Annotated in this window: 19 protein-coding genes and 1 rRNA gene; 4 read left to right on the top strand and 16 right to left on the bottom strand. The window is 47.7% G+C overall.

Annotated features, from left to right (window positions below):
• Positions 1-13: 13 nt before the first annotated feature.
• The gene (locus EDC14_RS23165; protein WP_132016905.1) at positions 14-1,174 is read right to left on the bottom strand and encodes a glycosyl hydrolase family 18 protein; all 1,161 of its coding nucleotides are present in this window, start codon (positions 1,172-1,174) and stop codon (positions 14-16) included.
• 203 nt (positions 1,175-1,377) lie between these two features.
• On the opposite strand from EDC14_RS23165, the gene EDC14_RS23160 reads away from it, so the two are divergent.
• Positions 1,378-1,914 (top strand): hypothetical protein, encoded by a 537-nt coding sequence (locus tag EDC14_RS23160; RefSeq protein ID WP_132016903.1) that lies wholly within the window; start codon positions 1,378-1,380, stop codon positions 1,912-1,914.
• Here EDC14_RS23160 and EDC14_RS23155 read toward each other — a convergent pair.
• The 14 genes from EDC14_RS23155 to EDC14_RS23090 all read right to left on the bottom strand — a co-directional run bounded on the left by EDC14_RS23155 (position 1,810) and on the right by EDC14_RS23090 (position 19,060).
• Positions 1,810-2,346, bottom strand: coding sequence for a GNAT family N-acetyltransferase (locus tag EDC14_RS23155; RefSeq protein ID WP_132016901.1), 537 nt, complete (start codon positions 2,344-2,346; stop codon positions 1,810-1,812). The two genes, EDC14_RS23160 and EDC14_RS23155, sit on opposite strands and share 105 nt — an antisense overlap.
• Positions 2,347-2,506: 160 nt before the next feature.
• Complete coding sequence (gene guaA / locus EDC14_RS23150; RefSeq protein WP_165908260.1) at positions 2,507-4,363, bottom strand: glutamine-hydrolyzing GMP synthase; 1,857 nt, start codon at positions 4,361-4,363, stop codon at positions 2,507-2,509.
• 173 nt (positions 4,364-4,536) lie between these two features.
• Positions 4,537-6,207 (bottom strand): formate--tetrahydrofolate ligase, encoded by a 1,671-nt coding sequence (locus EDC14_RS23145; RefSeq protein ID WP_132016897.1) that lies wholly within the window; start codon positions 6,205-6,207, stop codon positions 4,537-4,539.
• Positions 6,208-6,351: 144 nt separating this feature from the next.
• On the bottom strand, positions 6,352-7,650 hold the full coding sequence (gene murA / locus EDC14_RS23140; RefSeq protein ID WP_243663088.1) for a UDP-N-acetylglucosamine 1-carboxyvinyltransferase: 1,299 nt from the start codon (positions 7,648-7,650) through the stop codon (positions 6,352-6,354).
• A gap of 192 nt (positions 7,651-7,842) precedes the next feature.
• Complete coding sequence (gene ftsW / locus EDC14_RS23135; RefSeq protein ID WP_132016895.1) at positions 7,843-8,934, bottom strand: putative lipid II flippase FtsW; 1,092 nt, start codon at positions 8,932-8,934, stop codon at positions 7,843-7,845.
• A 22-nt stretch (positions 8,935-8,956) separates the two neighbouring features.
• Positions 8,957-9,931, bottom strand: a complete 975-nt coding sequence (gene mraY / locus EDC14_RS23130; RefSeq protein ID WP_132016936.1) for a phospho-N-acetylmuramoyl-pentapeptide-transferase — start codon at positions 9,929-9,931, stop codon at positions 8,957-8,959.
• Positions 9,924-11,324, bottom strand: a complete 1,401-nt coding sequence (locus EDC14_RS23125) for a UDP-N-acetylmuramoyl-tripeptide--D-alanyl-D-alanine ligase (RefSeq protein ID WP_132016893.1) — start codon at positions 11,322-11,324, stop codon at positions 9,924-9,926. Before EDC14_RS23125 ends, mraY begins: the two co-directional genes overlap by 8 nt.
• A complete protein-coding gene (locus EDC14_RS23120) occupies positions 11,302-12,801 on the bottom strand; it encodes a UDP-N-acetylmuramoyl-L-alanyl-D-glutamate--2,6-diaminopimelate ligase (protein WP_243663087.1) in 1,500 nt (499 codons plus the stop codon). Before EDC14_RS23120 ends, EDC14_RS23125 begins: the two co-directional genes overlap by 23 nt.
• A 182-nt stretch (positions 12,802-12,983) precedes the next feature.
• Entirely contained in the window at positions 12,984-15,119 is a 2,136-nt protein-coding gene (locus tag EDC14_RS23115; RefSeq protein WP_165908259.1) for a penicillin-binding transpeptidase domain-containing protein, read from the bottom strand.
• A gap of 63 nt (positions 15,120-15,182) precedes the next feature.
• Positions 15,183-15,641 carry a hypothetical protein gene (locus EDC14_RS23110; protein WP_132016887.1) on the bottom strand — a complete coding sequence of 153 codons (459 nt, stop codon included), beginning with the start codon at positions 15,639-15,641 and terminating at the stop codon, positions 15,183-15,185.
• Positions 15,642-15,662: 21 nt separating this feature from the next.
• A complete protein-coding gene (gene rsmH / locus EDC14_RS23105) occupies positions 15,663-16,604 on the bottom strand; it encodes a 16S rRNA (cytosine(1402)-N(4))-methyltransferase RsmH (protein ID WP_132016885.1) in 942 nt (313 codons plus the stop codon).
• 16 nt (positions 16,605-16,620) lie between these two features.
• A complete protein-coding gene (gene mraZ, locus EDC14_RS23100; RefSeq protein ID WP_132016883.1) occupies positions 16,621-17,049 on the bottom strand; it encodes a division/cell wall cluster transcriptional repressor MraZ in 429 nt (142 codons plus the stop codon).
• Between the two features lie 117 nt (positions 17,050-17,166).
• Complete coding sequence (locus EDC14_RS23095) at positions 17,167-18,069, bottom strand: PHP domain-containing protein (protein ID WP_132016881.1); 903 nt, start codon at positions 18,067-18,069, stop codon at positions 17,167-17,169.
• Between the two features lie 13 nt (positions 18,070-18,082).
• Positions 18,083-19,060: a phosphotransferase gene (locus EDC14_RS23090; protein WP_132016879.1), complete on the bottom strand. Its 978-nt coding sequence runs from the start codon at positions 19,058-19,060 to the stop codon at positions 18,083-18,085.
• Between the two features lie 271 nt (positions 19,061-19,331).
• On the opposite strand from EDC14_RS23090, the gene EDC14_RS23085 reads away from it, so the two are divergent.
• Genes EDC14_RS23085 through EDC14_RS23075 form a run of 3 tightly spaced genes read left to right on the top strand, consistent with a single transcriptional unit; the run spans position 19,332 to position 22,413 of the window.
• On the top strand, positions 19,332-20,342 hold the full coding sequence (locus EDC14_RS23085) for a CotS family spore coat protein (protein ID WP_132016877.1): 1,011 nt from the start codon (positions 19,332-19,334) through the stop codon (positions 20,340-20,342).
• Entirely contained in the window at positions 20,339-21,358 is a 1,020-nt protein-coding gene (locus EDC14_RS23080; protein WP_132016875.1) for a CotS family spore coat protein, read from the top strand. The genes EDC14_RS23085 and EDC14_RS23080 overlap by 4 nt, the downstream gene beginning before the upstream one ends.
• Positions 21,355-22,413 (top strand): CotS family spore coat protein, encoded by a 1,059-nt coding sequence (locus EDC14_RS23075; protein WP_132016873.1) that lies wholly within the window; start codon positions 21,355-21,357, stop codon positions 22,411-22,413. Before EDC14_RS23080 ends, EDC14_RS23075 begins: the two co-directional genes overlap by 4 nt.
• A gap of 68 nt (positions 22,414-22,481) precedes the next feature.
• Here the strand turns inward: EDC14_RS23075 and rrf are convergent.
• Positions 22,482-22,598 (bottom strand): 5S ribosomal RNA (rrf, locus tag EDC14_RS23070).
• Between the last annotated feature and the right edge of the window lie 112 nt (positions 22,599-22,710).

Below are 22,710 nucleotides of genomic sequence, written 5' to 3'. Positions count from 1 at the left end.
AAGCCTGGCAAGACTAAATCAGAATGGCTCCCTTCATGGGTTGGAACATTTCCTGAAAGATCACCCAATTCTGCGGGAAGCCATACGGGGTGTTTTTGCTGCTCCAAAAACCGGCTCCTCTCAGATTGATCCCTCGGGTCAACTGGTATTTACCGGTGACGGAGCGGGCGTCCTCGAACCAAACGATGTGCTCTTTTCCGGCGGTGTCCACATACTTGAAATAGGGCGACTGAGCGACCGGGTCATATTGAATGACTGCCTGATAACGGCGGGCCAGTTCGATCGCTTTGACCAGATTGACGACACTCGCCGCTGTGCCGGGGGTGTAAGGCAATTGCCAATCGTAGCCGTATAGCGGAATCCCCAGCATGAGTTTGGAGGCTGGCACTTTGCCGGTTAGATAGGCCATGACTTTTTGAACCTTATTCAGCGGAGCCACGGCTTCCGGGGGTCCTTTGACATATCCCCAGTCGTAGGCCATGACAAACAGGAAATCGGACCAGTTTCCCAGCGCTTGCAGATCATAGGCAAGATGAGCGGGATTATCCGGAGTATCGGAATTTTTGGGCGGAACAGCCAGCGTCACCAGATAACTCCACTCTTCCAGCACCAGCTTGAGATCACGGATAAAAGCGGTAAAAGCCTCGCGATCCTCGGAAGAAACGTTTTCGAAATCGATATTGACCCCGGCAAACCCATACCGTTCCAATAGCGAAACCAGGTTTGCAATGGTTTTGGCCTTATTGGGCTCACTGCTGACGGCCGTCTTGAACAAAGCCGGTTCAAATCGTTGCGGACTCAGGTTGGTAAGGACCAGGAGCGGCAGGATATTATAGGACCGCAAGAGGCTGACCGTGCCTTCGACATCGGCCCCTTCGGGAATGGCAATGCTCCCATCCGCCGCGACCGAAAATTGAAAGACCGCGCCATAGGTAACCAATTGACCGATCTCTTCCAAGGTATTCGCCAGATCCGTTACATCCGCCAAATGAAAATAAGCCAGGCTTTCAATGGTTTTGGGCAGGAATGGAATTAAGATGGCTTGCCCGACCACTAATTTTTCAAGCGGAGAAAGCCGGTTCAATTCCAAAATCTCGGATACCGGGAAGCCAAAACGATTCGCGATGCCCCCCATGGTATCATCGGGTTGGACGACATAGATATCCGTTGCCAAAGCCGTTCACTCCCAGGTTAGCTTCATACCTTCTTTTATCCTATGCGCTGATGGACCGGGAAGTTACAGGCAAATGATTGACGGGCGATTCTCTGGAGGTCTCCGAAAGGAGGGTTTCAATGGCCGAAGCAGTTGCTTCAGTCGCTCAAGGAGTTGCTGGAATGACCGAAGCAGTTGCTTCAGTCGCTCAAGGAGTTACTTGAATGACCAAAGCAGTTGCTTCAGTCACTCAAGGAGTTGCTGGAATGACCAAAGCAGTTACTTCGGTCGCTCAAGGAGTTGCTGGAATGACCAAAGCAGTTACTTCAATCGCTCAAGGAGTTACTGGAATGACCAAAGCAGTTACTTCAATCGCTCAAGGAGTTACTAGAATGACCAAAGCAGTTACTTCAATCGCTCAAGGAGTTACTGGAACGACCAAAGCAGTTGTTTCAGTCACTCAAGGAGTTACTGGAACGACCAAAGCAGTTACTTCAATCGCTCAAGGAGTTACTGGAACGACCAAAGCAGTTGTTTCAGTCACTCAAGGAGTTACTGGAATAACCGAAGCAGTTACTTCGGTCGCTCAAGGAGTTACGGGAATGACCAAAGCAGTTACTTCGGTTACTCGGGGAGTTGCCGGGGAGTGGCCAACCTCAATCGATTTCCAACCCCATCGCAACGGAATCGTAAAACTTCCCAGCGATGCAGAACTCGCGAGTATTAGTGCCGCTCGCGACAAAGCCCGCTTTTTGGTATAAACGGATGGCGCGCTGATTGTCACTGCGTACTTTCAAATTAATCTTGCGAATGATCCGACCCTGTTTGGCCCAGGCGATGAGATAATTCAACAGTTGGGTTCCGATCCCTTTTCCCCAATGCTGCTTTAAGACCGTGATGCCGAACTCTCCGGCATGCCTGGTCCGGGGCCGCACACCTCCGGTAAACGATAAGTGTCCCACCAGGTTGCCATCGATGAAAGCGCACAGCATCAACCGGTTGTCGATTTTCGAAAAGGACTCGATATAGGAGGCCTCCATTTCCGCGGAAATACCATAGCCGTCTTCGCCAAACGTCAGGTTGTCCGTCTCCTTCCCCACCTGATTGGTGTAATCGACGATGCGTGAAGCATCCTCCTTTTCAGCCTCGCGGATCAACAGGATTTCGCCATTGCCTAATTGCAAATATTCCATCTCAAGCTTCCCCTTCCGAGCCGCCGCTTTCACCAGCGGGCGGCTTTCATCGAAACGAAAACCTTTCAACCGGATCGCTCCGATTGAAAGGCTTTTCAATACTCCATTGGAAACCGATACTTGGTTCCTTTCAGAAATAACCGCCGCGTGATGGGGTGCTCTATTGCCACTCCACCGTCGCCGGAGGTTTGCTGGTCACGTCGTAGAGAACCAGGTCGATCTGGGGGAAGTCGCGTTCGATCTCCCGCGTCAACTCGGCGACCGTCTCGCGGAGGATATCCTTGCCGATAGCCGCCGGCCGGCCGGTCATGAAATCATTGGTGATGATGGTGCGGATGGCCACGGAATATTTTTTGGTAATCCCCACCGGCAGCAGCACCGCAAAAACCTGGCTGATGGGTTTGGTATTCAGCTTGGATACCACCCTGGCGTCCAACTCCCGCAAGAGATCGACGCTTTCCGGATTGATGTACAGCGGATAACATTGGAGCGGCCCGTCCAAACGTTCTTTATTCAAAACATAAGCCACCCGGTTGATGAAATCGACCTGATTCGGCAGGCCGGTACCGATGGCATAGACTTTGTCCCACTCCAACTCGATTCCTTTGCCGTACGACAAGGCCAGAAAACGATGACTGCGACAGTCGCCCTGGACTCCGACGGTCCGGATGGGAACCGCCTCGGTATGGTAGGCGGGATCGAATCCGGCCATCAACTCCGCCACTCTGGCTTGCTGCTCGGAGGTGATCCGGTCCGTGGCATCGTTGCACATCATTCGCACCGCCAAGCCGGGACCAGGAAAAGGCTGCCGGGAGGCAATGCTCTCCTCGATGCCCAACGCCCGCGCCACCTGCCGGACCTCGTCCTTATGCCAGTCCCAGTTGGTCTCGATGACCAGCCCTTTCTCACGGGCTCTGCGGACGATATCCACGTCATTATGGTGAGTCTTAATCTTATGGGCATAGCCGCTGACATCGGGGTTGCCGCTCTCGATCAGATCCGGCCGGAGCGTGCCCTGAGCCCAAAAGGTTTGGTCGAAGTCCAGCTTTAGACTCTCAGCGGTGCGGCGGACGACCCGAATGAAGACCTCGCCGATCAGGTTCCGTTTCTCTTCCGGATCGACCAGCCGGGTCAAAGGGCCGATGGTTTTGCCATTGACTTCGATCACGCTATTGAAAAAGTCCGCCGCCGCATTCTCGCGGATCAAATGTTTTAAGCCTTGCGCTTTGAGGTTTTCACAAACGATATCGCTCTCATTCTTCCGCATCAGGCCATGGTCGATGTGGATGGCATAGACATTATCGGGATCCAGGGCCTTCAAAAGCAAAGCCGCGCTGACCGCCGAATCCACGCCGCCGCTGACCAGGACCAGCACCTTTTGGTCTTTGGCCTTCTCACGGATCTTCTCGATGGCGGTGTGAATCCGGTCTTCCAAAGCATAGGTCCCGTGCAAACCGCAGATTTTCATCAGAAAGTTGGTCAGAATGGCTTTGCCGGGCACCGTCAGATCCACTTCCGGATGGAATTGCACGCCATAGATGTTCAGCCCGGGATGATAGATGGCAGCGGTGACGTCGCCGGAACGGGCGGCAATCTGAAAACCGGGAGCGAGCTCCGATACGGTATCGCCGTGGCTCATCAGAACCACCTGTTTGGGCTCCAAACCATCAAAAAGCGGACAGCCCGGATCCACTTCAATCTCGGTCTCTCCATACTCAGTCCGTAATCCCGGCACAACCATGCCGCCGAAATGTTGGTTAATCAGTTGCATGCCGTAACAGATTCCCAGGACCGGAATACCCAGATCCAAAAGAGCCGGATCGTAATGCAAAGCTTGTTCATTCCAGACGCTGGCCGGACCGCCGGAAAGGATGATCCCCTGATACTCCCGGAGACGTTCCGGCGGCGTTCCAACCGGAAAAATATCCGATTGCACCAAGAGTTCCCGTACCTTTCTGTCGATGACCTTGGTATACTGTCCCCCGCAATCCAGGATTGCCACTTTTTCTGTTTTCACTCGAACACCCCGCTGTAGGATAAGAATTTTATGTTAAACTGATTAGAAGCGTTGTGATAAACCCTGTCCGAAGGCCAGGGTGAACACAAAAGCTCAGAGAAGCAAGTGATAAAGTCGATTTTTAATCCTTTGAAAGAGTGATTTCCGAATTTGAGGACTTTATCACATGGCTTTTAAAACAGTCCCCGGATCCGGCCGTCGTCGTCCAGATCAATCTGTTCCGCCGCCGGAACCTTCGGCAGGCCCGGCATGGTCAGGATCGTCCCGGCAATCGCCACCACAAACCCGGCCCCCGCCAATACCCGCACCTCGCGCACTGTCAGGGTCCACCCGCTGGGCGCGCCTTTTAAGGCCGGATCGTCCGAGAACGACATCTGGGTCTTGGCGATGCACACCGGGAGATTTCCGTAGCCCAGCTGTTCCAGACGTTTCAGCGCCTGTTCGGCCTGGCTGGTGTATGCTACGCCCTCCGCTCCGTAAACCCTGGTGGCTACCAGCGCAAGCTTCTCTTTTAACGGCAGTTCCAACGGATAGAGCGGTTGAAAATCGGCCGCTTCTTCCAATGAATCCAATACCGCCCGGGCCAGCTCGATCCCGCCCGGACCCCCTTTGGCCACCACTTCCGAGATGGCGGAACGGGCTCCGATAGCCTGGCATTTTTGAGCCAGGAATTCCAATTCGGCCGGAGTGTCGCTGGGGAAACGATTAATCGCCACCACCACCGGCAGCCGATAAAGTTCGTGGAGATTCCGGTAATGCCGCTCCAGATTGACGAAGCCCCGCTCCAACGCAGCCAGGTCTTCCCGGGATAAGTCTTCCTTGGCGACGCCGCCATGGAACTTCAGGGCGCGAACCGAGGCCACCAGAACCACGGTGTCCGGCTTGACGCCGGCCGCCCGCGATACAATGTCGAAGAACTTTTCCGCACCGAGGTCCGACGCGAAACCGCCTTCGGTAATGACATATTTGGAAAGTTTCAGCCCTAAACGGGTAGCGATAATCGAGTTGTTGCCATGCGCGATATTGGCAAAGGGACCGCCATGGACCAAGGCCGGCTGGCCCTCGATGGTCTGGACCAAATTCGGCTTGATGGCCTCCTTGAGCAAAACCGCCATTGCGCCGGTGGCTTTCAGATCCCGGGCATAAACCGGCTGATTGTCATAGGTATAGGCTACCAGGATCCGTCCCAGGCGTTCTTTCAGATCGTGAATTCCCGTGGTCAAACAAAGAATGGCCATGATCTCCGAGGCCACCGTGATATCAAACCCGGTCTCGCGGGCCACGCCATCCGATTTGTTGCCCAATCCCGCCACAATGCTCCGGAGCTGCCGGTCCGAGATGTCCATGACCCGCCGCCAAACCACCCGCTTTGGATCAATCCCCAGAGCATTGCCTTGATACAGATGATTATCCAGCAGCGCCGCCAGCAGGTTGTGAGCGGCGGTCACGGCGTGAATGTCGCCGGTAAAATGCAAATTAATCTCATCCATCGGCAGGATCTGCGAGTACCCGCCGCCCGTGGCGCCGCCTTTGACCCCAAAAACCGGCCCGAGCGAGGGCTCGCGCAAACACAGCAATACCGGCTGCTCAATCTGGCCGAACGCTTGCGCCAAGCCGATGGCGGTGGTGGTTTTTCCCTCGCCGGCCGGCGTGGGGGTGATCGCCGTAACATAAATTAATTTCCCATTGGCTCGATCTTGCAGTTGCTGCAACAGTTCCAGGCTGATCTTCGCTTTATATTTCCCATGCGGCTCCACATAAGCCTCGGCAATCCCGGCCCGGTCGGCTATCGCCTGGATGGGCTTGAGCGAACATGCCTGTGCGATTTCGATATCCGATAACATCAGAATCCTCCATGGTGGGATTGGATTTTCTCTCATTATACCAGATTTGAATTTCCAAATCCAATGTTTCAAGCGTTACATTTCATATCCTGAAAAACAAAAAGACCTGACGTTTCAGGTCTCGGCCCTCGTACAGGGAAAGCTTTAAATCCGTTTAATCTCGGCTCCGAGGTTCAACAGTTTTTCTTCCATCTTTTCATAACCGCGGTCCAAATATTGTAAACCTTCCAATACGGTGCGCCCTTCGGCCGCCAATCCGGCAACGACCAATGCCGCGCCTGCCCGCAGGTCGGGCGCGTAGACAGAGGCGCCGCTGAGTTTGGGAACGCCTTTCACGATGGCGCTGCGGCTCTCCACCCGAATCAGGGCTCCCATCCGGATCAATTCGTCCACATAACGGAACCGGCTATTGAAGACATTCTCTGTAATAACGCTGGTTCCTTCGGCCATCGATAACAACGCGGTCATCTGGGGTTGCAAATCGGTCGGAAAACCGGGATGAGGCAGTACGGTAACATCCACCGCTCTGAACTTGCCCTGGGAACTAATGCGAATCTCTTCCTCGCGAATCTCAACATCAACCCCGGTTTCGCGCAGTTTCGATGCCAGAGCCTCCACATGTTCCGGAATGATCTCTTCGATGGTCACTTCGCCGCCAGTGATGGCTGCCGCAATCATGAAGGTCCCGGCTTCGATCCGGTCCGGAATGACCATATAATCAATGAAACGATCATTCAAGCGGGCGACACCCTCGATCCGGATGGTGTCGGTTCCCGCGCCGCGGATTCGCGCTCCCAGCCGGTTGTAAAAATTCTGTTCCTCAATAATCTCCGGTTCCTTGGCTGCATTGCGAATCACGGTCGTACCCTCGGCCAAAATCGCCGCAGCCATAATATTTTCCGTGGCCCCGACGCTCGGAAAGTCCAGATGAATCTCGGTTCCCTTCAGCTTCTTGGCTTGCACGAAAACATAGCCGTGTTCCTCAATCACCTCGGCACCCAAAGCTTGAAATCCTTTTAAATGGAGATCGATGGGCCGCTGGCCGATGACGCACCCGCCGGGCTGAAAAAGTTTTACCCTTCCCACCCGGGTCAAAAGCGGGCCCATTACTTGTACCGAAGCCCGCATCTCCCGGACAAATTCATCCGGCGCCGCATAACTTAGTCCGTGTGTAGGAGTGATCAATAATGAATCCTCGTCTTCCCAAGCTACCTCGGCACCTAAACCTTTTAAAACACCAATCATCGTCTCCACATCACTGATACGGGGAACATTGCGGATTAAGCAATGATTATTCGCCAGGAGCGATGCGACCATCAATTTTAAAACCGCATTTTTAGCGCCGCTCGTTTTTACATGTCCTTCCAATTTCCGGCCGCCAATAATCTCTAAATGATCGACGGTATTCGCTTCAGCCTGTACTAGAGATCGAGCTTTCATCATTCTGTGAACTGCCTCCTACACGCGCTTCCCTAAACTATAAACTACCGAGCAGTGCTATCATATTCAATCATTTTAAAACTTGTGACTTTGGCTCAAACAACTTGTCCCGAGTAAAGCAGGACTTCATTCGGATGAGTATTTGAACAGATCTTTAAAGCGCATTTTCTGACAAATCCTGTTTTCTCAAGGATATTATTCCGCGTACTTGGAAATATTCAGCAGGATCCCCACACTGAATAGACTAACCACTAACGAAGATCCGCCGGAACTCAGAAAAGGTAAAGTGATGCCGGTTACCGGAATCGATGAGGTCACTACTCCGATATTGAGCACGGCTTGAAAAATCAGATAGGATGTGATTCCCGCCGCCAACAACCGGGCAAAGGGCTCTTTTACCCCGAGCGCAATCTTGTAGCCCCGCCAGGCCAATAGAAAAAAAAGCGTGATGACGGTCATCGTTCCCAACAGACCCAGTTCTTCCCCAAGAATCGAAAAAATATAATCGGTATGCGCTTCCGGCAAATAGTCAAATTTTTGGCGGCCCATACCGAGGCCTAAACCAAACGGTCCTCCCGAACCCAAGGCATATAAAGATTGAATAATCTGCCAGCCATCTCCTTGGGGATCTTTCCAAGGGTTCATGAAAGCGACCAGGCGTTGTGCCCGATAGGGCTCAATCAGCACCAACAGGGTTCCCAAAGCCAACCCAATGGCTCCTAGCACTGACATATGGCTGATTTTCGCACCACTTACGAAAAGCATCATCATAAATGTCCCAAAAATTACAATCGCCGTTCCCAAATCAGGTTCGAGCAAAATCAACAAGCAGACCAACCCCACTAACAGCAGGGGGATGATTACGCCAAACCAAAAATTGGTGACGCCTTTCTTCAACTCCGACATATAGTGGGCCAATAAAATAATCACCGACAGTTTAGCCAGTTCCGAGGGTTGAAATACAAAGAAACCCAACGTAATCCAGCGTTTAGACCCTTTGATAGAAGGCGCAATAAATAGGACCAAAACCAGAAAAAAGAGTGCGGCTAAAAAAACCGGTACAGTTACCTTTTTTAGGTTGCGATAAGGAAATTTCATCATAAACAGCATCACGGCGACGCCGATAACCGCAAATAAGAGTTGGCGCATTCCAAATAAAAAAGCGCTTTTCCCATGGGTGATATTGAGAGATTCTGGAGCGCTGGCGCTGGTCACGATGATTAAACCGATCGCCAGTAACGTCATGATAACGACAAAAAGAAATAAATCCGGAGGATTCCGCTTCATTGAAAACCAACCTCCATCATCATTACTTCAACAGATAACCCAAAATCCCAATGATGCCGAGAACCACTCCAACCATCCAGAAACGGATCATGATTTTCGGTTCCAGCATTCCCCCGAGCTCAAAATGATGATGCAACGGACTCATCCGGAAAATCCTTTTCCCCGATGTCTTATAGGAAGTTACCTGAATAACCACTGACAAAGTTTCCGAAACAAAAATGCCGCCGATAATCAAAAAAAATAGACTTAACTGGCTAAAAAGGCTAATCCCCGCCAAAGCGGCTCCCAGAGCTAAAGAACCCGTATCGCCCATAAAGACTTGAGCCGGCGGACCGTTAAACCAGACAAAACCAAAACAGGCGCTGGCTAAAATGATGGCAAACGTCCCCAGGCTGGGATGACCTTGCCAAAACGCGAGAACTCCAAAGGCTAATGCCGCAAAAGCGGTCGTTCCAGAGGCCAAGCCATCCAATCCGTCAGTCAAATTAACCGCGTTAGAAATGGCGACAATTACAAAGACCGCGTAAAGAAAGAAGAGCGGGTTGCCGAATCCAAAATCGGGGAAGCTTAAACTGAGATCCGTAAACGGCACCAACTGTGTAGTCGGAAAGCGGCCTTGAATCATGAAAACTGCGGCAAATCCCGCCAAAACGATTTGAGCAAACAGTTTTTGTCTGGCTTTCAAGCCCAATGAACGTTTGGCCACGACAATTATGAAATCGTCGACCAACCCAATGAATCCGAAGCTAATCGTCAAAAAGAGTACCCACCAAACTTCAGGGGTAAATACATCTGCCGCGGCTAAACCCGCAACCAGGGAAACCAGTATCAGAATTCCCCCCATCGTCGGAGTACCGGCTTTTTTTAAATGAGTCTGGGGGCCGTCGTCCCGAATACTTTGACCGAATTTCAAGCGGTGCAGTATTTTAATTGTAAAGGGCCCCAAACATAGACTTACGGCAAAAGCGATGAGCGCCGCAAACAGCAATTTAATCAGGCTGGCCACAAATCCCGACCTCCATTTCCGACAAAGCGGCCACAACTTCCTCCATTTTCATGCCCCGGGAACCCTTGATTAAAATCAGATCCCCCGGTTGAAGAATGGATTTTAAATGGGTTATCAAAGCGGATTTTTGTGAAAAATGCTCACTCTTGCCTGGAGATCTGGAATCGAATCCAGCGTTATAATCATGAGCAAGCTCACCAAAGGTCAACAAAAGATCAATTCCTATCTGTGCAGCATATTCACCGATTTCCCGGTGAATTTGGTTTGAAGTCGGACCCAACTCCAGCATATCGGCTAAAACAGCAATCTTGCGATTCCCTGCCCCCATTGTCAGCAGTGTTTCCAATGCCGCCTTGACCGAGGACGGACTGGCATTATAAGTATCGTCAATGATGCTGAAGCCGTACCGTTTCACAATATGAAGGCGTTTCTCCGTAAGCTGTGATTGCGCCAAGCCTTTTTTTATTGGTTCGGGATTCATGCCGAATTCCCGGCCTACGGCAAAAGCTGCCAGGGCATTCAAGACATTGTGCCGACCCGGAATCGGGATTTGAACCTGACAGCAACCTCCCTGAAAATAAACAGTAAACTCCGATCCCTGCGGACCGGTCTGAAGATCACCAGCCCGGTAATCTAAGTTCGACCCCTCCATCCCAAAGAGAATGCTTCTTCCCGGGCAATGATCCTTCATTTTTCGAACCCACGGATCGTCTCCGTTTAGAATTGCTAATCCATCCGGCGGGAGCGCTTCGATTAGCTCCGATTTGGCACGGGCGATATTTTCCTGTGAACCGAGCAGTTCCAGATGGCTTAGGCCGACGTTGGTGACAATGCCGATATTTGGCTCGGCTATTTTCGCCAGTTCACGGATCTGCCCCAATCCGCGCATTCCCATTTCAACCACGGCGGCTTTCGCTGCGCTACTGATTTTGAATAAAGTAAGAGGTAGTCCAATTTCATTATTAAAGTTACCGGCGGTATAAACGATCGGCCACTGCTGCGAAAGTACTGCCGCTACCAAATCCTTGGTGGTTGTTTTGCCATTACTACCGGTAATCCCGATGACCGGAATGTCGAATTTGCGCCGGTGGAACCGGGCGAGCATACCCAGTGCTTTCAATGTATCCGGAACCCGGATTACCGAACCGCGACCGACAGGAACATCCATTGCCTTCATTATTAATACTGCCGTTGCACCGCGCTCAAATGCCTGGTCCAAAAAATGATGACCATCAAATCGTTCACCCGGTAAAGCAATAAATAATTCTCCAGGATTCGTGCTGCGGGAGTCGATGGAGATTCCGGTAATGATCAAGCTTGGATCGCCTTGTACCAACTCTCCGTCAACGGCTTTAATAATCTCATTTAACGCGATTTCTGTCATTTAGTCTCTCCTCAAGCGCTGCTCGAGCGATCTCCCGATCATCAAAATGAATCGTCCGGTCGGCGAATTCCTGGTAGGTCTCATGGCCTTTGCCCGCAATAATGACGATATCAGAATCATTGGCAAGCCCGATAATCTTTCGAATGGCTTTTTCACGGTCGGGCTCCACCTGGTACGAAGCAGCGGGATTCGCTTTCTTAAAACCAGCTTCGATCTCTTGAATAATGGACAATGGATTTTCGGTGCGCGGATTATCTGAAGTAATAATGGTGAAATCGCTCATTTTCGCCGCCAGTTCCCCCATCAGCGGCCGTTTGGTACGGTCCCGGTCTCCTCCGCAACCGAAAACCAGCAGTAACCGTTGGGAAGTTAAGCGACGGGCAGTTGCCAAAATATTCTCCAATCCATCGGGGGTGTGCGCGTAGTCAACAATCACCCCGAAAGAAGAGGCTCCAGGAACTGTTTGAAAACGCCCCGGTACCCCCATTACCTTTTCTAAGCCAATTTTTATGGTGGCCGGTTCGATACCTAAAGCCAATCCTGCTCCAAAAACGCCAAGGCTATTATAGACATTAAAGTAGCCGGTGAGATGGAGGTTTAATTTAATTTTCCCATCCGGCATACAAACATGGTAAGAAACCCCTGTGTGTTCCAGACTGACGTCTTCCGCTTTGATTTGAGCCGGGTGCTCAATTCCATAGGTCAATACTCTAGCGGAAGTTTGACTGATCATTCCATTGGAATGCGGATCATCTAAATTCAACACCGCCCAGGCAGTTTGGGGAAGCTCCACAAAAAAACGAGACTTGACTTTAAGATATTCAGCAAAGGTCTTATGGTAATCTAAATGATCCTGAGTAATATTTGTAAAAATCCCGCCAATAAAAGAAAGGCCCCATACTCTATCCTGCGCAATGGAGTGGGATGAGACCTCCATGACTACATATTGAATACCGGCTTCCGCCATTGCCGCAAACAATTTCTGCAATTCTAAAACACCGGGAGTGGTATTATGAGAACCATTTCCGGTTTCGATGGATTGATCGCCGGCTAAGTTAGCGATCGTGCCGATCAGGCCGACCTTGTGACCGGCAGCCTCCAAAATGCTCTTCATCAAATACGTGGAAGTGGTTTTACCGTTCGTTCCTACCACTCCGATCAATTTGAGCCGGCGATCCGGATAACCGTAAAAAGCACCGGCTATCTCTTTTATTACCGGATTGGTGACCTCCGGAACCAGAACTAAAGTCAAGCCAAAATCGCATGTAGGCCATTCGGACACAATAGCAGCAACTGCCCCAGCCTCAGCAGCTTGCTTCAAATAATGATGACCATTAAAACGGGCGCCTTTCACGCATAAAAAAAGATCGCCCGGTTTAACCGAACGGGAATCTTGAGCAATTCCTGAGATATTTAAAAGAAGATTACCGGAACTTTGTTGTACCGGAATATTGATGAGCAAATCTCGTAAATTCACAGAACTTCCCCCTCTGCAAAATAGTTCCATCTATCAAAACCAAAGCCCCGATAAGAGATAGAACTAAATCCAGATAGGTATTCGCTAATTGCGAATACAATCCTGCTTTGTATGGATATGATAAAAAACTGTAACATTGGTAGTCTATCCGATCTCTTCATTTCTATCCGCTTAATGGTAAATTAAGGTGATTTGCTCGATGATGTCTGACAAGTGATTCTAACCGTGCTTCCAAACCGCAACGCAGTCCCGGGCAACGGGTTTTGACTAACCACTACCCCACGGCCAACTATCTCAATTTTCAATCCTAATTCGGTAATTACTTTTTCAGCTTTGGGTTGATCCAGGCCTTGTAGATTGGGTAAAACCACCTTATCATTCTGAAGGTTGTATTTTCCCGTGGGATCCAGATATAGCAATACCTTTGAGCCTTTTCCGATTACGACTCCGGGCTTAGGCGTTTGGTCATAAATGGAATTTCCCGAACCCGATATTCGATACTCAATCCCACTCTTTTTGAGAAGGGATACCGCCTCTGCCACCGACAGATTCAAAACGTTTGGCACGGTAATTTCCGGTTCAATGATCCGGACCTTATCTTTCGGCAACAATTCTTCGTCGAATTTTGGTTTAACCCCCAAGTACCGTAAGGTATCCCGTAGAATATTGCCAACCACTGGAGCAGCAATGACTGAACCATAACGGATTGAAATATTCGGCTCATCTAACAAGACCATCACTAAAATCTGGGGATTTTCAGCCGGAGCGAAAGCGACGAAAGAAGCGATGACTTGGCTATAACCTCGTTGACCCGCTACCACTTTTTGAGCGGTTCCCGTTTTACCCGCCACCCGGTAACCTTCCAAATAAGCGTTAGCCCCGGAACCATTCGTGACCACCGATTGTAACAAGCGGGCCATTAATTTGGCGGTCTTCGTAGAAATCGCTTGACGAACGACTTCACGATCGGTTTTTTTAATCAATTTTCCATCGGGAGCGTAGATCTCCTTAACCAAATGAGGTTTAAGAAGATATCCACCGTTTGCAATCGCTGAAACCCCCATCACCATCTGAAGCGGGGTGACCGTAATTCCCTGCCCGAATCCAATCGTCGCCAATTCAACATTTTTTACTTCCGCCAGTGATTTCAGCCGCCCGGCTGATTCTCCGGGAAAATCGATTCCGGTTAAATCTCCAAAGCCAAAAGCCTTGATGTGTTGATAAAAAGTTTCTTTGCCGAGCCGCAATGCCAAGGTGGCAAATACTGGATTGCAAGAATTCTCTAATGCCTCAATGAAAGTCTGACTACCGTGTCCGCCCGCTTTCCAACACTTCAATCTGCGATCATCCACAATAATGAAACCGGGATCGAAGAAGGTGGATTCCAGATTTGCTTTTCCTTCTTCTAATGTTGCCGCAGCGGTGAAGATCTTAAAGGTCGAACCTGGTTCGTACATATCCGTAAAAAGCGGATTTCTGCGGTTTTCAGCAGGATAATCCGCATATTGATTGGGATCGAATTTGGGCCGGACAGCGACGGCCAAAACATCGCCATTTTGCGGATTGACCGCTATCGCCATGCCTCTTTTGGAGCCCGTATCGCTTACGGCCTTTTCCAACTCTCTTTCTGCGATAAATTGAATGTTCTGGTCGATAGTTAGATAAATGGAATCACCTGGTACAGGAGGAATATAACGACGCTCGCCTTGCGGAATATGCCGTCCGGCAGTATCGAATTCTGCCTGGTCGCGACCGGGTACTCCTTGGAGGTATGAATCATAATATTTCTCAAGTCCCTCAAGCCCCTGATTATCGATACCGGCAATCCCCAAGACTTGAGACGCAAGATACATCTGGGGATAAAACCGCTGCGCTTTTTGGCTAATCTCAATGCCATGCAGTTTATGAACTTTTATAGCTTCTCGCAACCGCTTAATTTCGGTAAAAGTGACCTTCCGCTTGACCCAAACAAAAGAGGCTCGTTTGGCGATGAGCCCCTGAATCTTTTGCTTGTCTAGTCCGAGTATTTCCGAAAGGATCATAGCTGTCTTGGAAGGATTTTCAATCTCAGCAGGAACAGCATATACACTGTCAGCATCCACACTGGTTGCCAATTCGTTACCAAGCCGATCATAAATTGTTCCGCGGCGAGCTTGAACTGGGACTGAGCGCAATCGCTGAGCTTCAGCGGATTTTTTCAACCAACCGGCCATGAAAACCTGTAAATAAATAACCCGTAATACCAAACAGCCCGTCAAAATTAGCGCAATGAAAAGTAATACGGCGAGTCTTTTTTTTGAAGTTACCTCCAGACTCAACTTTTTCCCTCCGCCGAAATTTTTTGATATCATTTTTAGTATTCAGAGAGAAAGAGACACTTATCAGGGGGTTTTCGCCATTGTGGCTCCAAACCCTCCGACCCAGGAAGCGACTTTTGCTAAAAGACTCCCGCTTTTTCTGGGATTATCAATAGTATTCGAGGATTTTGGATGAGCAACTGCAATACAACGATAATCAGAAGACCCAGCTTCTCTCATCCCCAAATCATTTTGAGCGATTGACTTAATTCGATCCAGAGATTCAAGATTTGCCATATCCATTCGAACTTCGACCATTTCTCGATTCACATCTCTAATTTTCGCTTCCCAGCCGCGAATCTCATAGGTTTTCTGAATTACGACCGCTTGAATTAGGATGTTAAGGACCAGCACACAGAGCACTACTCCTCCGATTTTAAAGAAAACCCGACGATTCGGACGTTCTCTCCGTAAAATTTTATGGGACCGTACTGCGTCTGGAGAAACAGGATCGAAAGCAATTCTCTTTTCAGCTACTAACATATTACGCACCTTCCTTTTTCGTTAGACCAGTTTCTCTGCAGTTCGCAGTTTAGAACTACGAGCTCTAGGGTTTCTTTTTAATTCTTCCACACTAGGCAATATCGGCTTTTTGGTAATAATCTTTAATTTTGGTTTGCGATTACATATACAAATCGGAATATCCTTGGGACATTCACATCCCTTTGCCGCTTCGGCGAAACACGACTTGACCAAACGATCCTCCAAGGAATGGAAAGAAATGGCGACTAATCTGCCCTGTGGGTTCAGGAGTTCAATCGCTTGCTTGAGAGCCGATTCCAACACTTCAAGTTCACGATTGACTGCAATCCGGATTGCTTGAAAACTTCGTTTCGCCGGGTGAGGACCCTCGCGTCTCGCCGAAGCCGGAATCGCTTCTTTGATGATTTCCACCAACTCACCCGTGGTTGTAATGGTCTTTTCATGTCGAGCATCGTCGATAAACTGAGCAATCCTTTTGGCCCAGCGTTCCTCTCCATAAATCCAGAGGATTTTTGCCAGCTCATCTTTAGGGGTGGCATTCACCAAGTGAAAAGCGGAAAAAGGTTGGGTTCTATCCATCCTCATATCGAGAGGAGCGTCATGCTTATAGCTAAATCCCCGTTCTTCCTGATCGAGCTGCGGTGAAGAAACACCCAAATCAAACAAAATGCCATCGATTCCCGTAATATGTATTCTTTCAATGATTTCGGTTAAATAACTGAAATTCTGGCGGATTAATTCAATGCGGGCATTCATTCCCGCCAATCGATTTCGAGCTGCATCAATCGCTGATTGGTCCTGATCGATTCCAATTAAAGTTCCTGAAGAGGATAACCGAGAGGCGATTTCAAATGCGTGGCCGGCTCCACCAGTGGTTGCATCTACATAAATGCCATCCGGGCGAATATTGAGTTGTTCGATGGCTTCTTGACAAAGTACCGTTTGATGTTGAAACTCGGACATCTGCTCCACCCCAAAATTACAGCCTGATATTCGTCTTCGCAATCTCTTCATAAGATTCTTGAACTCGTTTCGAGTATTCTTCCCAAACATCTTTCGCCCAAATCTCTACTTTTGAGGAAACGCCATTCACGTAAACATCTCGTTCAATGTGGGCATGGTCTCTCAAATGTTGCGGAATAACTACCCGACCTTGCTTGTCCAATTCAGCTTCGACTGCGCCAGAAAAAAATAGTCGTTCAAAAGCGCGTTGCGTATCAGGCGAGGCGGTTGATAATTCTTCAATTTTTCGTTTCAAAATTTCCCATTGCTCAAGCGAGTAAACAAACAACGCCCGATCAAACCCCCTGGTGACAATGAATTTTTCACCGAGGTCTTCGCGGAATTTTGCCGGTACAATTAAACGGCCCTTTTCATCTAAGGAGTGTTGATACTCGCCAATCAGCATGGATTATGCCTCATTCTTGTTCTCCACTATCCTCCACTCTGCTCCACTTGTGTGTCTCTATTCTCCATTATCGTCCAATTTCCTCCTTTTAATAAGGGGTTTGAAAAAATTTTTTGATTAAAACAACAATTCGTATAACGCTTGAAAATGGCCACTGGCCAACATTTTGAGTAAAAATGATTTCATCAACCGATCATTTTGATAATAACTTTGAATATGGTGGTTCAGAAATTTGTTTAACTCCATAATCTCAGCAACCCAAGGGTCGAACCCATAAAGAAAACGATAACCTTTCCCTAGCCAATCAAGATCAACCTCCTGATAGCTTGACAAGGAAGCCACGGCACGACGTTGATGAATTGCATCGATAATTCCTTTCGGCCCAGGTTCCATCACTTTTAAAAAAGTTTTTCCGGTACCAATCAATTGTCCTTTACGAAAGTGATGAAAATCCGATCCTCCGTAAATTCCAAGATGAGAAGCAGCAAACCACTTATTCCAAATCTCAGAAAAAATGCTTAATTCTTCACAAGTCAAATCAACAATGGAAAAATTAAACATTTCGACACCATCAAGAAGATTAAACTCCAACATCGTTTCCAAATAACCTGAAGCCCAAGTATCAATAGGAATAGTCCAGGGATGAGCTAAAATTACCGCTCCGCCATTCTGGCGATGCGCGATAATCCTTTCTAGCAATTCATCTCGATCTGTTTTTGGCCATGCATAGTTACTCCCGATGATTAACAAATGGAAGTGTTCTCCCGCCGAAACTTCTTGAGAGACGATTACTTCGGGGTACCCAGTCTCATTCTTATAAATTTGCAACGCTTCCAATGCTCCGAGAATCTCATTGTGATCACTAATACCAATGGCATCAAATAAACGTTGGCTGGAAAACTCTAGAATTTGACTGGGATTAAAAATGCCCCCTGAATAAGTACTATGAATGTGAAGGTCAATGGTGATCCATCGTCCCTCACTGAAAGACTTTTTATGATGATGGTATGGTAAATACAATCGCGTAACATCCTCACATCAATTTATTGAGCAAATCAAAAACAAGTTGCTTTTTTTTGAAACAACCGATCTTGCGCATCCATTGCTCTTGGTAATACCGCATGCTCCATGGCTGTTTCTCAATAAAATACTGTCGTCCTAATATCCAATAATCATATGGAAAAGTTAGCATGACAAAGAGTAAACGTAATTCCTCGGAGCTCCATGGATAATAATGGTCAAAGTTCCAAAGTATCCTTAACGTTGAATCGAGGGACCATTGAAAAAGTCGAAGATAGCGGGCAATCAAGTTACATTTATCGTGTACTGGGTGATCAACTACCATGTAGTCAAAATCAAAAAGGCGAGCCTTTGCTTCTTTGATGATGAGGTTATGAAAAGCCCAATCATGATAGCAAATGGTGTCAATCTCTTTTCCCCGCCATTGAAGCAGTTCATGGATGGCTTGATGCGCGAGGGTTCCGTGATGATGCCATAATTGTAAATACTGCTGAGACCAGCCAGTTTTCTGGCGTATCGCAATTTCTCTGCAAGTTTCCATTTCTGCTAATCTACGTTGCCAAGTTTTTAAAAGATTGATTTTAATCGGACTCCAAATTCGTGGATTTTGCGCGATAAGTTCCTTCCCAAAACAATGAAGCTCCTTCATTGCTTGAATCGCGGCCTGAAGATCCTCTAAATTGAAATAATCCGCTTCCCGGCCTTCCAAAAATTCAATCAGAATATAGCGCGAACCTCTAAACCAATGATATGGCTTACCAGAATTCGATTCAAAAATTTGAGGTAAAACCGGACAAACCCGACTTTGTCTTAAAAGTTTTCCAATCAAAAGCGCTTGTTGAGCTCCGACTTTCAACTGTTTAAGCACTTTATGCGGGGTGACTTCTCTCAGTAGGTAAACGCCACGCCTTTGGTACAAAGGGTCCAGTTCTCCTAAACCGGAAAGAAAATCTGCGCCGACCCCTTGCGTGATACTTTCAACGCCAATCATCGCCAAAGCACCATATAAACACGAAGATTAAACCAGTCAGTATTAGAACATCTAATGGATTCGGTACGATTAGAGTTTTTAAGAGCTCCAAGCCAATAATTCCGACAAAGACCTTTTCTTCAAGATGTTTGATATACTTGAACGGACTCCCCATTTGAAGCACCCCCGCTAACATCGTATTCATGCTTTTGTCAAATGGGAACTGACACATTTGACGGGGATTTCATAATATATGATTGGAGCACTAACTTAACAGACCGGGGGTTGAGAAATGCAAGATTTCATACTTGCACTCAATAAAGGTTATGGGATTAACATTACAGCGCTTAAGCCACGGGGTCCAGTTTGGAAAGTTGTTGCTTCACAAGGCGCTTTTTGTCTAAAGCGGACGAAACAAGACCATTCTCATCTTTTATGGCTGGCGAAAACGATCGACGACTTGATAACCGCCGGGTTCGATGGGTTGCTGCCTTTGCTCTTAACTGTCCAGGGATCTCCCTATTGGAAATATAACAATCAGTTATTCATCCTAACCCGTTGGCTCGAAGGTGAAAAACCTAACTTCACCAGCTTCAAACAAAGGCAGACTTTTGCTCAGCTTTATGCCAAACTGCATTGTACATCAGCCATGCTTTCGATGGAATCAGGACCATCCCGGCCAGATTGGAGTGTAGAATATCAGAAGCGGGCCGCTTTTTTAAAATCCCTTAAGCTTGTGATCCCCAATCAAAAAAAACTGAATCGAACCGATCGCACTATTTTAAGCTGGCTGGACTATTTTGGTACCCAAGCGGAATTCGCAATTCACGGGCTATTCATGAATCAGTTTGATTTCTGGAATAATCAACCTACTGCCGGAGGCTTCTGTCACAATGATCCGGCTCCTGCCAATATTATTATAGAAAGAAGTTGGTTTCTGATTGATTATGAACTCTCAAAGAATGATCTCTTTATTCGAGAACTGGCCACCTTGCTATTACGAATGTTACGAATGAATCGGTGGAATCACCGGATCTTTGAAGAGTTATGCGAGGGGTATCAGCGAGAGCGAAATATGTCGGAAGAAGAATTGCGTTTTCTGCCTTATCTACTTGCCTTTCCCCACGGTTTTTGGCGGATTTGTAGCCAACGTTTCGAGGAGAATCTTCCTTGGTCTGAACGAAAGTTTGCATCGAGAATTTGGGAATTAGTCGCTCTTGAAAAAGAACGTTCAAGCTTTTTGCGAGAAATTATCCCTGATTTCAGGGAAGAGGCCCACTACATTCAAGGAGCAAATGCATGACGGATCATCCTGTTGATTTGGAAAACTTGTTGAGCCATTGGGGTTTACAAGTCCTTCGCTGGGAAAAAATAAAAGATGTTTACAAAGTTGAAACCGACCAGGGCATCAAGAATTTAAAAGTCTCTCCTCTCAAACCCAAGCGTCTCTTATTTGTTCATTCCGCCCTCAAGCACCTCATCAGCAATGGTTTTCAGGACATGTATCCATACCTGCCGACCGTAGAGGGAAAAACTTATATCACTGATCAAAAAAATGCTTATACGCTCTTTGACTGGATCGAAGGGCGGCAGTGCGATTTTCGGAATCGCTCCGAATTGACTCAGTCAACTGCAATTTTCGCAGATTTTCACAGAAAAAGTTTTGGCTTTGAGCCACCGCCCGGTTCAAATATGCGTGACCAATTAGGGAAATGCATCATTCATTTTACCGAACGGTTGGCCGATCTCAAACGATTTAAAGAGCTTGCCTTAACCATGAAAGACGATTCATTCGCCGCACTCTATCTTGAACATGCCGATTTTTACATGAACATGGCTAGCGAAGCAATAGAGCGCATCACAAAAACCTCCTATATGCAAATGGTAGCCCAAGCGCAATTCAAAAAGCCTTTTTGTCATGGCGACCCAGCGGCTCGCAATTTCATCCTAACTCCTGAGAATCATATTTTTATGATCGATTTTGACAGTTGTCGTTATGATCTTCCTTCGATGGATTTGGTCAAATTCTTACGAAGGATTATGAAAAAGTGCCATTGGGATTATCAGGTTGCGGACTTGGTGCTGGACTCCTATCAGACAATCCGACCCCTCAGTCAAAATGAACTTGATATAATCAAAGCAGCGCTCTATTTCCCACAAAAATTTTGGCGAATGGCAATTCGTTATTTTCATCATCATCAGCGTCACTCAAACGAACGAGCATTTGATAAATTTCAAAATTACATAAAACACCGCGAAGCTTTTACGAAATTTCATAATGGCTTTGAACATTATCAAGCGGTGGGTGAGCAAAATTGATCAGCGATTCCAACGAAGCGGCTTCGCTTGAAGTTGAAAATTTGACATTAATTGTAGCTTGTTTCGGTCTTAAACTACTGGGCTGGAAGGTACATCGAAAAATTTATTGTTTGGAAACGGATGCCGGCCTCAAATATCTAAAAAAAACTAAATTACAAGCGAAAGACATTTATTTTATCTCCGAGGCATTGGCTCATTTGCAAAGCCGAGGTTTCGTAAGCGTTCCACAGTTTGAGCGGAGTAAAAACGGGGAACCCTTTGTAAGTATGAACTCGGAACTATATGTGATGTCCGATTGGTATGCAAGCCAGGAATTAGACTTTGAAGATCTCACCGATCTCAGTCAGGCTATTCGATTTTTAGGAGAATTTCACCGTTGTGCCGCTGGCTTTCATCCTAGTATCCCCAACCCGGAACGAACTTGTTGGTTGACTTGGCCGGACAAATTGGAGGAAAGACTTCGCCAATTGAAGGATTTTCGCAGGTTAGCCTTGGCCGAAAAAGAATCTTCTGAATTTAGCAGATTATTTCTCCGTCATTTTGAACCATTTTACCGACAAGCCAACCTTAGTCTGGAGGCCTTGGTCGCCTCGGCGTACCCCGGGATAGCCGCTGAGGCGGCAAAAGCTCAGTATTTCTGCCACCATGATTACTCAAATCGCAATGTTTTACGTACGGATGAACAACAATTAGTACTGGTCGACTTCGATTATTGCTTACTGGATTTAAGAATTCACGATCTAATCAATTTATTAGTGAGGAGCTTAAAACATAATCAATGGCGCATCGAATTGGGTAAGTTTATTATCTCGGAGTATCATACGATAAACCAATTAACCCCTGATGAATTGGATGTAATGTATATTCTACTTTGCTGGCCGCAGGAATACTGGCAGGTTGGGCTGCAGTATTATTATGAAAAACTGCCTTGGCCCAAAGAACGGTTCTTGAAGAAACTTCGCCATAAAATCAATTACCAGCGAGAACGGGAGAGTTTCCTGCAAGCTTTCCCCCTAGAAATTGGAGTCCAAAATAAAGCGGGGTTAATCACTTAATCTACAGGCAGCCTAAACGCCAAAAGACTTCGGAGTTTCTCCGAAGTCTTTTGGTTTGAAAAAATCGCTCCTGGCGAAGACCTACTCTCCCGGCCGGTTACCCGACAAGTACCATTGGCGCAGAAGGGCTTAACTGCTGTGTTCGGGATGGTAACAGGTGGTACCCCCTCGCAATCAACACCAGGAATGGTGATGGGTTTTGACACCCTGAAAACTGAATAGGAAGATATTTTTCAATACCGAGAAGCAAAGATACCAGACTTGGAGTCGAAACTTTCACCTTCGGCTTATCCAGCC

Source organism: Hydrogenispora ethanolica, assembly GCF_004340685.1.
GTDB lineage: Bacteria > Bacillota > UBA4882 > UBA8346 > UBA8346 > Hydrogenispora > Hydrogenispora ethanolica.
The sequence above is the reverse complement of the archived record's forward strand: the minus strand, read 5'-3'. Positions and strand labels throughout refer to the sequence as shown.

Bases quoted from the DNA above. Each gene is read 5' to 3' on its own strand.
- EDC14_RS23145 (WP_132016897.1), bottom strand. From the start codon at position 6,207: ATGTTATCGGATATCGAAATCGCACAGGCATGTTCGCTCAAGCCCATC.
- ftsW (WP_132016895.1), bottom strand. From the start codon at position 8,934: ATGAAGCGGAATCCTCCGGATTTATTTCTTTTTGTCGTTATCATGACG.
- EDC14_RS23085 (WP_132016877.1), top strand. From the start codon at position 19,332: ATGCAAGATTTCATACTTGCACTCAATAAAGGTTATGGGATTAACATT.
- EDC14_RS23090 (WP_132016879.1), bottom strand. From the start codon at position 19,060: ATGATTGGCGTTGAAAGTATCACGCAAGGGGTCGGCGCAGATTTTCTT.
- EDC14_RS23155 (WP_132016901.1), bottom strand. From the start codon at position 2,346: ATGGAATATTTGCAATTAGGCAATGGCGAAATCCTGTTGATCCGCGAG.
- rsmH (WP_132016885.1), bottom strand. From the start codon at position 16,604: ATGTCCGAGTTTCAACATCAAACGGTACTTTGTCAAGAAGCCATCGAA.
- EDC14_RS23110 (WP_132016887.1), bottom strand. From the start codon at position 15,641: ATGTTAGTAGCTGAAAAGAGAATTGCTTTCGATCCTGTTTCTCCAGAC.
- mraZ (WP_132016883.1), bottom strand. From the start codon at position 17,049: ATGCTGATTGGCGAGTATCAACACTCCTTAGATGAAAAGGGCCGTTTA.
- murA (WP_243663088.1), bottom strand. From the start codon at position 7,650: ATGATGAAAGCTCGATCTCTAGTACAGGCTGAAGCGAATACCGTCGAT.
- EDC14_RS23080 (WP_132016875.1), top strand. From the start codon at position 20,339: ATGACGGATCATCCTGTTGATTTGGAAAACTTGTTGAGCCATTGGGGT.
- EDC14_RS23125 (WP_132016893.1), bottom strand. From the start codon at position 11,324: ATGACAGAAATCGCGTTAAATGAGATTATTAAAGCCGTTGACGGAGAG.
- EDC14_RS23160 (WP_132016903.1), top strand. From the start codon at position 1,378: ATGACCAAAGCAGTTGCTTCAGTCACTCAAGGAGTTGCTGGAATGACC.